Origin of the sequence: Achromobacter sp. ACM05 (genome assembly GCF_019218915.1) — a bacterium.
Classification (GTDB): Bacteria; Pseudomonadota; Gammaproteobacteria; order Burkholderiales; family Burkholderiaceae_B; genus Achromobacter; species Achromobacter animicus.
In genome coordinates this window covers 557,748-569,981 of the sequence record NZ_JAHUWQ010000001.1, presented here as the reverse complement: position 1 = coordinate 569,981, position 12,234 = coordinate 557,748, and the positions used below count along the sequence as shown (strand labels likewise).

8 protein-coding genes are annotated in these 12,234 nt (G+C 65.3%); 4 read left to right on the top strand and 4 right to left on the bottom strand.

Translation table 11 applies throughout. The annotated features are described in order from the left end of the window. Nucleotides 1–4: 4 nt before the first annotated feature. A complete protein-coding gene (locus KW836_RS02500) occupies nt 5–877 on the top strand; it encodes a LysR family transcriptional regulator (protein WP_218342370.1) in 873 nt (290 codons plus the stop codon). Between the two features lie 40 nt (nt 878–917). Here the strand turns inward: KW836_RS02500 and KW836_RS02495 are convergent, their stop codons facing one another. From KW836_RS02495 to KW836_RS02480, 4 genes are all read right to left on the bottom strand, one after another. Next, the gene (locus KW836_RS02495; protein WP_218342369.1) at nt 918–1,556 is read right to left on the bottom strand and encodes an OmpW family protein; all 639 of its coding nucleotides are present in this window, start codon (nt 1,554–1,556) and stop codon (nt 918–920) included. Nucleotides 1,557–1,755: 199 nt separating this feature from the next. After that, nucleotides 1,756–3,222: a glutamate synthase subunit beta gene (locus KW836_RS02490; protein ID WP_056320351.1), complete on the bottom strand. Its 1,467-nt coding sequence runs from the start codon at nt 3,220–3,222 to the stop codon at nt 1,756–1,758. 8 nt (nt 3,223–3,230) lie between these two features. After that, the gene (locus tag KW836_RS02485) at nt 3,231–7,970 is read right to left on the bottom strand and encodes a glutamate synthase-related protein (RefSeq protein WP_218342368.1); all 4,740 of its coding nucleotides are present in this window, start codon (nt 7,968–7,970) and stop codon (nt 3,231–3,233) included. A 505-nt stretch (nt 7,971–8,475) separates the two neighbouring features. Further along, entirely contained in the window at nt 8,476–9,240 is a 765-nt protein-coding gene (locus tag KW836_RS02480) for a hypothetical protein (protein WP_175123892.1), read from the bottom strand. A 238-nt stretch (nt 9,241–9,478) separates the two neighbouring features. Here KW836_RS02480 and fghA point away from each other — a divergent pair, with 238 nt between their 5' ends. The 3 genes from fghA (at nt 9,479) to rpoH (ending at nt 12,157) form a co-directional block, all read left to right on the top strand. After that, nucleotides 9,479–10,345 (top strand): S-formylglutathione hydrolase, encoded by an 867-nt coding sequence (fghA, locus tag KW836_RS02475; protein WP_218342367.1) that lies wholly within the window; start codon nt 9,479–9,481, stop codon nt 10,343–10,345. A gap of 97 nt (nt 10,346–10,442) precedes the next feature. Further along, nucleotides 10,443–11,132 (top strand): hypothetical protein, encoded by a 690-nt coding sequence (locus KW836_RS02470; RefSeq protein ID WP_105236942.1) that lies wholly within the window; start codon nt 10,443–10,445, stop codon nt 11,130–11,132. 140 nt (nt 11,133–11,272) lie between these two features. Then, nucleotides 11,273–12,157 (top strand): RNA polymerase sigma factor RpoH, encoded by an 885-nt coding sequence (gene rpoH / locus KW836_RS02465; RefSeq protein ID WP_175137069.1) that lies wholly within the window; start codon nt 11,273–11,275, stop codon nt 12,155–12,157. The last annotated feature ends 77 nt before the right edge of the window (nt 12,158–12,234 follow it).

The window sequence follows — 12,234 nt, the reverse complement described above, 5'->3', positions numbered from 1 at the left end:
CAAAATGAGAAACTTGGATCTCGACGCGTTGCAGATCTTCAAGACGGTTGCCGACCAGGGCGGGGTGGCGCGCGCCGCCGCGCACCTGAACCGGGTGCAGTCCAACGTCTCGACTCGCCTGAAGCAGTTGGAGACGTCGCTGGGAACGCCGCTCTTTCGCCGGCAGAACCGCCGCCTGGTGTTGTCGGATCAGGGTCGGGTGCTGCTGTCTTATGCGGACCGGCTGCTGCGCCTGTCCGACGAAGCGCAATCGGCCGTCCGGGACGGCGCCCTGCAAGGCGTGCTGCGCATCGGCACCATGGAAAGCACGGCGGCCGCCCGCCTGCCGCCCATCCTGGCGGCCTATCACGAGGCCTGGCCCAAGGTGCGTATCGAACTGGTTACCGGCACGTCGGGCGCACTGGCCGCAAAGGTGCGCAATTACGAGATCGAGGCTGCGTTCGTGGCGCAGCCCTTTCCCGCGGACGGCCTGGCAGCGATGGATGCGTTCAAGGAAGAATTGGCGCTGATCTCACCGCTGGCCTGGGCGCCCATCCGCAGCGCGAAAGATCTGGTCAACCGCAGCGTCATCGCCTTTGCGGCGGGCTGCTCGTACCGGCGGATCCTGGAGTCGTGGCTGAACCAGGAGGGCATTGCGCCGGACAAGGTGATGGAGTTTGCGTCGTATCACGCCATCGTGGCGTGTGTGGCCGCGGGGACCGGCGTGGCGATCGTGCCGCGGTCGGTGCTGGCGGTGCTGGGGGCGGAGCATTCGGTGCGCGTGGGGGCGCTGTCTGGTTCCCACGGGCATGCGCTGACCCAGCTTGTCTGGCGTGCCGATGATGACACGCCGGCGTTGCAGGCCCTGCGGAGCCGGCTGCAGGCGCCGCAGGATTGACCGATGCGCGCGAGGCCGCGCGCATCGTCAGGGGCCGCGATCAGAAGCGGTAACCGATGCCCAGCGTGGCCACCCACGGATCGATCCGGGCGGTGCCGACGCGTTCGCCGTCCAGCGTCACCTTGGACTTGATGTCGATATAGCGGATGTCGGCGTTCATGAACCAGCGATCGTTGATCTTGACGTCCGCGCCCAATTGCGCGGCCACGCCCCAGGAATCGCCCAGCTTCAGGTTCGAGCCCTTCAGCGCGCCTTCGCCCTTGGTGTCGAAGAAGTGCGTGTAGTTGATGCCCACGCCGATGTACGGCTGGATCATGCTGTCGGGCAGGATGTGCCATTGCAGGCTGAGGGTGGGGGGCAGTTGCTTGGTGGAGCCGATCTTGCCCAGGTTGCTGCCGTTGACGTCATGCTGGAAGGGCCAGGCGCCCAGCAGTTCGATGCCGATGTTGCGGGTGGCCATGTAGGCCAGGGTGAAGCTGGGGCGCACGTTGTTGCTCACATCCAGCTTGACGCTGCCGTCGAGCACCGAGCCATTGTTTTGCGAGGGGCGGACTTGCGTCACGCCAACGCGGAACAGCACGTCGCCCGCTTCGTGGGCATGGGCAGGTGCGGCAAATGCGCCGGCAGCGATCAAACCGGCAATGGCGGTGGCGCGGATACGCCCGTTCAGCGAAAACATTTTCTTCTCCGATCTTTCCGTGTGGGGTGAGCCGACAGGTTCTCAGACCGCCCCGTCCCCCAACTTGACGTGTGTCAAATCGTGAAAAGACCGTTTTTAGAAAGTGGTTATGCCGCAACAGGAATGTGTGTTTTCGCCGCACAAAACAAACGCCGCCGGCGCGCAAGGCGTCCGGCGGCGTTGATAGGTCGTGTTGCGATCAACGCGGCAGATCGCTGCTTCCCATGAGGTAGGCGTCGACCGAACGCGCGCACTGGCGGCCTTCGCGGATGGCCCAGACGACGAGCGACTGGCCGCGGCGCATGTCGCCGGCGGTGAAGACCTTTTCCACGCTGGTGCGGTAGTCGTCGGTGTTGGCGCGCACATTGCCGCGGCCGTCGCGATCCACGCCGAACGCGTCCAGCACGTTCTGCACCGGCGACACGAAGCCCATGGCCAGCAGCACCAGGTCGGCCTTGATCTCGAATTCCGAGCCCTCGACCTCGCGCATCTTCATCTGGCCGGTGGCGTCGTCCTTGAACCATTCGACGCGCGCGCCGACCAGTTTTTCGACCTTGCCGTTGGCGCCCTTGAGCAGCTTGGTGGTCACCGACCAGTCGCGCTCGCAGCCTTCCTCGTGCGAGGACGACGTGCGCATCTTCAGCGGCCAGTACGGCCACGTCATGGCCTTGTTCTCGGACTCAGGCGGCTGGGGCATCAGTTCGAACTGCGTGACCGACGCCGCGCCGTGGCGGTTGCTGGTGCCGACGCAGTCGGAACCCGTGTCGCCGCCGCCAATCACCACCACATGCTTGCCCTTGGCCAGCGTCTGGTTGGTGAGGCGGTCGCCCGCCACGGCCTTGTTCTGCTGGCGCAGGAAATCCATGGCGAAGTACACGCCTTCCAGCTCACGGCCAGGCACGGGCAGGTCGCGCGGCGTCTCGGAGCCGCCGCTCATCACCACGGCGTCGAATTCGGCCATCAGCGATTGCGGCGTGCGCACGGTCAAGCCATCGGCCACCGGATCCTTCGGGTTGCCGACGTAGGTCGACGGCGCGAATTCCACGCCCTCGGCTTCCATCTGCGAGATGCGGCGGTCGATCTGGTGCTTTTCCAGCTTGAAGTCGGGGATGCCGTAGCGCAGCAGGCCGCCAATACGGTCGCTCTTTTCGAACAGCGTCACCGAGTGGCCCGCTCGCGCCAGTTGCTGCGCGCACGCCATGCCGGCAGGGCCCGAGCCTACGACGGCGACCTTCTTGCCCGTCTTGCGCGCCGGCACTTGCGGCGCCACCCAGCCTTCGGCCCAGCCCTTGTCGATGATCGCGTGCTCGATGGACTTGATGCCCACCGCGTCGCTGTTGATGTTCAAGGTACAGGCGGCTTCGCAGGGCGCCGGGCAGATGCGGCCCGTGAACTCCGGGAAGTTGTTGGTGGAGTGCAGGACGTCCAGCGCGCGGCGCCAGTCCTGCTTGTACACCAGGTCATTCCAGTCCGGGATGATGTTGTTGACCGGGCAGCCGTTGTTGCAGAACGGGATGCCGCAGTCCATGCAGCGTGCCGCCTGCTGCTTGGCCTGGTCATCGGTCAGGTGCAGCACGAATTCGCGCCAGTTCTTCAGCCGCTTCTGCGGGGCCTCGGAGGCCTCCTGCAGGCGCTGGTATTCCATAAAGCCAGTGATCTTTCCCATGGTATCCCTCACGCAGCCATTTGTTGCGGGTTGGCTGCACGCCACATTTCACCCAATGCGCGGCGGTAGTCCGTCGGCATGATCTTCACGAATTTGCCGCGCGAGGCTTCCCAGTCGCCCAGGATCTCGCGAGCACGGTAGCTGCCGGTGTAGCGGAAGTGGTCTTCCACCAGGCGGCGCAGGATGGTCTCGTCCGTCTCGCGTTCGCCACCGCGCTGCGCGCTGTGCCAGATGTCGATGTTGTTCAGCGACTGCTGCTCGGCGTGCGGCACGACCGATTCCAGTTCCACCATCGACAGGTTCACGCGGTGCTTGAGCGTGCGGTCCGGATCCCAGACGTACGCCACGCCACCGGACATGCCCGCCGCGAAGTTGCGGCCGGTGGAACCCAGCACCACGACGGTGCCGCCAGTCATGTATTCGCAGCCATGGTCGCCGGTGCCTTCCACCACGGTGGCAGCGCCCGAGTTGCGCACGGCAAAGCGTTCGCCGGCCACGCCGTTGAAGAACGCTTCACCGGCCAGCGCGCCGTACAGCACGGTATTGCCAGCGATGATGTGGTCGGGACCGAAACCGCGGAAGTCGTTGGGCGAGCGCACGATGATGCGGCCGCCGGACAAACCCTTGCCCACGTAGTCGTTGCCTTCGCCCACCAGGTCCATCGTGATGCCGTGCGCCAGGAACGCGCCAAAGCTCTGGCCGGCGGTGCCGTTGCACTGGATGTGGATGGTGTCGTCGGGCAGGCCCTCATGGCCGTAGCGCGAGGCCACGGCGCCCGACAGCATGGCGCCGATCGTGCGGTTGCGGTTGCGCACCGGCACGATGAACGAGACCTTCTCGCCCCGCTCCAGCGCCGGCTTGCTGCGCTCGATCAGCAGGTGATCCAGCGCACCCGCCAGGCCGTGATCCTGCTCTTCGGTCTGGTGCACTTCGGCGTCGGACTGGGTCTGGTGGAACACGCGGGTGAAGTCCAGCCCTTGCGCCTTCCAGTGCTCCACGCCCGAACGCATGTCCAGCAGATCGGCGCGGCCGATCAGGTCGTCGAACTTGCGGATGCCCAGCTGGGCCATGATTTCGCGCACTTCCTCGGCGATGAAGAAGAAGAAGTTCACGACGTGCTCGGGCTTGCCCTGGAATTTCTTGCGCAGCGCCGGATCCTGTGTGGCCACGCCCACCGGGCAGGTGTTCAGGTGGCACTTGCGCATCATGATGCAGCCTTCGACGACCAGCGGCGCGGTCGCGAAGCCGAATTCGTCGGCGCCCAGCAGCGCGCCGATGACGACGTCGCGGCCGGTCTTCATCTGGCCGTCGGCCTGCACGCGGATACGGCTGCGCAGGCGGTTCAGCACCAGTGTCTGCTGCGTTTCGGCCAGGCCCAGTTCCCAGGGCGTGCCCACGTGCTTGATGGACGACACCGGCGAGGCGCCCGTGCCGCCGTCATGGCCGGCGATCACGACGTGGTCGGCCTTGGCCTTGGCAACGCCCGCGGCCACCGTGCCCACGCCGACTTCGGACACCAGCTTGACCGAGATCGAGGACTTGGAATTGACATTCTTCAGGTCGTGGATCAGCTGCGCCAGATCTTCGATCGAGTAGATGTCATGGTGCGGCGGGGGCGAGATGAGGCCCACGCCCGGCACCGAATAGCGCAGCTTGGCGATGTACTCCGACACCTTGTGGCCAGGCAGCTGGCCGCCTTCGCCGGGCTTGGCGCCCTGCGCCATCTTGATCTGGATCTGGTCGGCGGACGACAGGTACTCGGCGGTCACGCCGAAACGGCCCGAGGCCACCTGCTTGATCTTCGAACGCAGCGAGTCGCCCTTCTTCAGTTCGACGTCGGCTTCGATGCGGTCCGTGCCCAGCACCGAGGCCAGCGTGTCGCCGTCCTTGATGGTGCTCTTGCCTTCGCGCATTTCGGCGCGGTAGCGCAGTTCGTCCTCGCCGCCTTCGCCGGTGTTGGACTTGCCGCCGATGCGGTTCATGGCCACGGCCAGCACCGAGTGCGCTTCGGTCGAGATCGAGCCCAGCGACATGGCGCCGGTGGCAAAGCGCTTGACGATTTCCTTGGCCGGCTCGACGTCGTCCAGCGGGATGGCGCGCGACGGATCAAAGCGGAACTCGAACAGGCCGCGCAGCGTCATGTGACGGCGGCTCTGGTCGTTGATGATCTGCGCGTACTCCTTGTACGTGCGGTAGTTGTTGGCGCGCGAGGCGTGCTGCAACTTGGCGATCGAATCCGGCGTCCACATGTGCTCTTCGCCGCGGACGCGATAGGCGTATTCGCCGCCGGCGTCCAGGTCGTTGGCAAGCACGGGGTCGGCGCTGAAGGCGGCGCGGTGCTGGCGCAGCGCTTCCTCGGCAACCTGGAAGATGCCGATGCCTTCGATGTTGGAGGCGGTGCCGGTGAAGTACTTGTTCACCAGGGCGCTTTGCAGGCCGACGGCTTCGAAGATCTGCGCGCCGGTGTAGGACATGTACGTGGAAATGCCCATCTTGGACATGACCTTGTTCAAGCCCTTGCCCAGCGCCTTGATGTAGTTCTTCACGGCCTTTTCGGGGTCATTCATCTTGCCCAGCGATTCGAGCGCCAGGTAGGGGTGAATGGCTTCGGCGCCGTAGCCGCCCAGAAGCGCGAAGTGGTGCACTTCGCGGGCCGAGCCGGTCTCGACGACCAGACCCGTGTTGGTGCGCAGGCCGGCGCGGATCAGGTGCTGGTGCACGGCCGAGGTGGCCAGCAGCGCGGGGATGGCCACGCGCTCGCTGTCGACCAGGCGGTCCGACACGATCAGGATGTTGTAGCCGCTGCGCACCGCATCGACGGCGCGCGCACACAGTGCCGCCACGCGGGCTTCGATGCCTTCGGGGCCCCAGGCGGCGGGGTAGGTGATGTCCAGTTCGAAGCTGCGGAATTTCTTGCCCGTGACCTGGTCGATGTCGCGGATCTGCGCCATCGCAGCAAAGTCCAGCACCGGTTGCGACACTTCCAGGCGCAGCGGCGGATTGACGTTGTTGATGTCCAGCAGGTTCGGCTTCGGACCGATGAAGGACACCAGCGACATCACCAGCTGTTCGCGGATGGGGTCGATCGGCGGGTTCGTGACCTGCGCGAACAACTGGCGGAAGTAGTTGTAGAACGGCTTGGCGCGGTCCGACAGCACGGCCAGCGGGGCATCGTTGCCCATCGAGCCGATCACTTCCTCGCCGGTCGAGGCCATGGGTTCCAGGATGAACTTGTAGTCTTCCTGGGTCCAGCCGAACGCCTGCTGGCGGTCCAGCAGCGACACGGCCGATTGCGTGGCCACGGCCACCTGGCGCGGCGCCGGCAGCGATTCCAGCTTGATCTGCAGGCGTTCGATCCACTGGCGGTACGGACGGCTATTGGCCAGCTGCAGCTTGATTTCGGCGTCGTCGATGATGCGGCCCTGTTCCAGGTCGATCAGGAACATCTTGCCCGGCTGCAGGCGCCACTTCTTGACGATGCGGTTTTCGGGGATCGACAGCGTGCCGGCTTCCGAGGCCAGGATGACCATGTCGTCATCGGTGACCAGATAGCGGGCGGGACGCAGGCCGTTGCGGTCCAGCGTGGCGCCGATCTGGCGGCCATCGGTGAACGCGACCGCTGCCGGGCCGTCCCACGGCTCCATCATGGCGGCGTGGTACTCGTAGAAAGCGCGGCGGCTTTCGTCCATCTGCGTGTGCTGTTCCCAGGCTTCCGGGATCATCATCATCATGGCGTGAGCCAGCGAATAACCCGAATTGACCAGCAGTTCCAGGCAGTTGTCGAACGTCGCGGTGTCCGACTGGCCTTCGTAGACGATGGGGTAGAGCTTCTTCAGGTCGTCGCCCAGCACGGCCGACTGCATCATGCCTTCGCGGGCGCGCAGCCAGTTGAAGTTGCCCTTGACCGTGTTGATTTCGCCGTTGTGGGCAATCATGCGGTACGGGTGGGCCAGGGGCCAGGCGGGGAACGTGTTGGTCGAGAAACGCTGGTGAACCAGCGCCAGCGCGGACACCGTGCGGGTGTCGGCCAGGTCGCGGTAGTAGCGGCCGACCTGGTCGGCCAGCAGCAGGCCCTTGTAGACCACGGTGCGCACCGAGGCCGAGGGCACGAAGTATTCCTTGCCGTGCGCCAGGTGCATGTTCTGGATGGCGTGGCTGGCGGTCTTGCGGATCACGTACAGCTTGCGTTCCAGCGCGTCGGGCACCATCACGTCGGCGCCGCGGCCGATGAAGAGCTGGCGGATCACGGGTTCGCAGTCGCGGACGGTGGGCGACATGGGCATGTCGACATCCACCGGCACGTCGCGCCAGCCCAGCACGACCTGGCCCTCGGCGCGCACCGAGCGCTCCAGTTCCTGTTCGCAGGCCAGGCGCGAGGCCGTTTCCTTGGGCAGGAACACCATGGCCACGCCGTACTCGCCGGGCGGGGGCAGGATGATGCCTTGCTGGCTGAGTTCGTCGCGGTACAGCGTGTCGGGGATCTGGATCAGGATGCCTGCGCCGTCGCCCATGAGCTTGTCTGCGCCGACCGCGCCGCGGTGGTCCAGGTTCTCAAGAATCTTCAGACCCTGCTGGATGATCGCGTGGCTTTTCTTGCCCTTGATGTGGGCAACGAAGCCGACGCCGCAGGCATCATGTTCGTTCTTGGGGTTGTACAGGCCCTGGGCCGAAGGCAGGCCGATGCGGGTTGCATCGATGGCAACTGCCTTGGAGGTGGGACAGGATTCGGTCGGGGTAATTTGGGGCATGGCGCGCTCCGCAGTGGGCCTGCGTCTAATGTTGCAGTGCAGGAGTCGGACAATACCCCCGACGCAAGTAGGGTGCAACAGGAACAAACGGGGTATGACCCTAATTAAATAGGTGCGCCGTCATAGTGCATGAATATAGGGACATAACAACAGCCGCGCCGTTATTGGCTGTCGCCGGAGCAGGTCTTTTGTCGCAGTGACTCGGGCGTCCAAAGCGGTGCAAAATCACGCTATACGTCCCTATTTAAAAGCATGTTTTTCTGCGCGCGATCAACCTCAGGTGTGGGGAAATTGCACCTTTTCGTCGCGCAGATCCCGCAATGATGTGAGTCAAGCGCGCGCGCGGATCGCGCTTTTGCGGCGCAGATGTCGCCAAGCGCACGAGCAGATCGTGTTTTTGCGGCGCCGACTCCGCGGGTTGCCCGAATGCCTTGCGGCGGCAGCGCGGCAACCGCAATGTCCGGACGCAGACAAACAAAACCCGCCGTGATGGCGGGTCGGGGGGTCAGGAGTTGTTGACCGGTGGCGTGGTGGTCGGTGGCGTCGGCGGGCTGGACTCATTGTCCGCGGGCGCCGCGGCCGGTTTCTTGCGGGGCCGGCCACGCTGGCCGGGCGCCACACGCCGGCTGGCCGTATGAGCCAGGCTGGCAATGAAGCTGGGACCGCCCAGCGCCCACTGGCCAGAGACCGCCTGGTCGATGCGTTGGGTTTCCTCGCGCGACAGCCCATCCTGAAGCCGCTTGCGGTAATTGGCCTGCCGGTCGAACGGCGTGTTGCCGCAAGCCCAGTAGTCGGCGTGATCGGACTGCCATTGGGCCGGCGCGGCGCTGGTGTTGCCGGTATGGCTGGACGCGGACGACCAGGGCCACGAATCGGGGTCCTGCGAAGCGCCGCTGCGAACCGGATACGTTTCCAGCCAGACCAGCGAGGGCAGCACCCACGCGCCGGGTTCCAGCAACGCCGACCGGTATCGGCCGGCGAACACCCGCCCGCCGCGCAGCCGCGCCGCAAGATTGCGGCCCAGCGTCTGCATCAGCCGAGGCAGGCCTTCTTCGTCTGCGGGCGTGGCAAGCAGCAGGATGCGGTCGTTGGCGAGGAGCCAGCCGTGCACCGATACGCGGTGCCGCTGGGCCGACTCGCCCAGCCACGTGGCGAGCTGATTCAGGATGTCGGCGGGCGCGGGTTGCGATGGCGCCGCCAACGGCTGAATAAAGTTGGCCTGCACCAGTTGGGGCAGCCCAGGGGCATACAGACGGGGCAGACGGGCCATAGTGTCAGGGCTTGCGTATCAGGAAGAACGGGTTGTCTTCACACACGGTATATAAATAGTGCCACGGTGGGCGCTGGTCAAGTGCCGTGATCACAATCTGAGCGCGGAATCGTATTTTTTTGTGGCGAGCGCTCATTGAGGGGCAGGTTAACATTCGGCGACGGAACGTCGCACCGTGGATTCCCCTAACCCGCCGACGTTTTATCCACCTCGATTTATTCTTTTCCGGAGCAAGCCCATGGCCGCGTCCCTCGAACTCATCTCGCAGCATCGGTGCTTCGGCGGCACGCAGCGCTACTACCGCCACGACTCCACCGAGATCGGCCTGCCCATGCGGTTTTCCGTGTACGTGCCGCCGCAGGCCGAGCACGGCCCGGTGCCGGTGCTGTTCTACCTGGCGGGCCTGACCTGCACCGAAGAAACGTTCATGATCAAGGCCGGCGCGCAGCGGCTGGCATCGGAATTGGGCGTCATGCTGGTGGCGCCCGACACCAGCCCCCGCGGCGCGGGCGTGCCCGGCGAGGACGAAAGCTGGGACCTGGGCACCGGCGCCGGCTTCTATGTCGACGCCACCACGACTGCATGGCGCGATCACTACCGCATGTACAGCTACGTCACGCAGGAACTGCACGGCATCGTCACCGGCGGCGCACTGCCGGGGGATGCCTCGCGAACCGGCATCTTCGGGCACTCCATGGGCGGCCACGGCGCGCTGGTGCTGGCGCTGCGCAATCCCGGCAAGTTCCGTTCGGTGTCGGCGTTTGCACCGATCGCGGCGCCCAGCCAATGCCCGTGGGGCAAAAAGGCGTTCGGCGCTTACCTTGGCGCGCAATCCGAAGACTGGGCGGCCTACGATGCGTCCGCCCTGATGCGCGGCCTACAGCAGCCCTTCCCCGGCGGCATCCTCATCGACCAGGGCGAAGCCGACCAGTTTCTGGCCGAACAGTTGTATCCCGAGGTATTCGAGGCGGCCTGCGCCGCCGCCGGACAGCCGCTCACCCTGCGGCGCCAGGCCGGCTACGACCACGGCTATTACTTCATCTCGACCTTCATCGAGGATCACATCCGGTTTCACGTCGAACGGCTTGGAAAACCGGGCGCCTGAAGACGCGCTTCTATACTGGGAAGCCTGCCGCGGCGGGTGGCGGCTTCCTGCGCCCGCCGCGCTGTGCGACGCGGCGGCTTGAATAGGAACGCCTGATTTGATCAACGGAATTGCTCCCTTCGCCTGGATCCTGCTGGGCGCCGTCATCGTCCTGTTGCCCGGCATCGTCATGCTGCTGGGCAGGGGTGGTCCCCGCGACGAACGCGGACGCCGCATGTTCCAGTTCCGGCCGGTGCGCCGCGCATGCGGCCTGCTGCTGGTATGCCTGGGATGCGTATCGGGCCTGCTCGCGCTGTCGCTGGTGCAGTTCGTTCGCCTGACTACCGACCAGCCGGTCGCCCGCATCGACATCCGCCAACAGGCCGAGGGTCAGTTCCAGGTCAATGCCAATGCCCCGGGCATCGGCGACAAGCAATATGTACTTTACGGCGACCAGTGGCAGATCGACGCCCGGGTCGTCCGCTGGAAACTGCCGGCGCTCATGGCCGGTGTGCCGCCCCTGTATCGGCTGGAGCGCCTGTCGGGCCGCTACAGCGATGCCGCCCGCGAAGCGACGGCCACGCGCTCGGTGCATCCCCTGGACGACTGGCCCGCGCCGGACCTCGGATCCCTGAAGAAAAGTTTTCCGAACTGGTTCCCCTTTGTCGATGTCCAATTTGGCAGCGGCGCATACATGCCCCTGTTCGACGGGGCCCGTTACCAGGTCTTCATGGACCCGCGCGGCGCGCTCTTCATCCGTCCGGACGGCGAAGCCACCGCCGAAGGGCTGAAGCGCCTCGGGTGGTGAACCGCCCCGGCTCTCGAATAAACGGGGACGCGTCGCGGAAATGAAACTTTGACGCGTCGCAATAGTCGAATTAGCACTCCTATTACTTGAGTGCTAACATCGAATTCATGTCGTTTTCTCGCCATCCGGAGACCCCCGCTATGAAGCAACCCAGTACCTCGTTGACCGCCTCCGGCAACGCTCTGGCGTTGGCCATCGCCAATCCGGGCGCTCTCGGTACGATCGACGCTTATATTTCCGCGGTCAACCGCCTGCCGGTGTTGTCCGCGGATCGCGAAACGGAACTCGGCCGCCGCCTGCGCGACCAGGAAGATCTGGGCGCCGCCCGCGAGCTGATTCTTTCGCACCTGCGTCTTGTGGTGTCCGTGGCCCGTCAGTATCTGGGTTACGGCCTGCCCCACGCCGACCTCATCCAGGAAGGCAACGTCGGCCTCATGAAGGCCGTCAAGCGTTTCGACCCCGAGCGCGGCGTGCGCCTGGTGTCCTTCGCGGTTCACTGGATCAAGGCCGAAATCCACGAATACATCATCCGCAACTGGCGGCTGGTCAAGGTGGCCACGACTAAGGCGCAGCGCAAACTGTTCTTCAATCTGCGCAGCATGCGTCCCGACGGCCAGACCCTGGATCCCGAACAGGTCGACCACATCGCTCGCGAGCTGAACGTGCGCAACGAAGACGTGAGCGAAATGGAAGTCCGCATGTCCGGCCGCGACATGTCGCTGGAAAACCAGGACGACGACGACGACAGCTACGCGCCGATCGCTTACCTGTCCGATGAAGGCCGCCAGGAACCCACGCGCGTGCTGGAGCGCGCTGCGCGCGATCACCTGCAAAGCGCCGGCCTGACCACCGCGCTTGAAGCGCTGGATCCGCGCTCGCGCCGCATCGTCGAAGCCCGCTGGCTGCAGGACGACGGCGGCGCCACCCTGCACGAGCTTGCGCAAGAGTTCGGCGTGTCGGCCGAACGCATTCGCCAGATCGAAGCGGCGGCGCTCAAGAAGATGCGCGGCAACCTCGCCTCGTGATGGCTGTCCCGCGCATGAAAAAGGCCGCACATTGCGGCCTTTTTCTTTGGCGCCTGACATTGCGCGCCGCTTTCAGC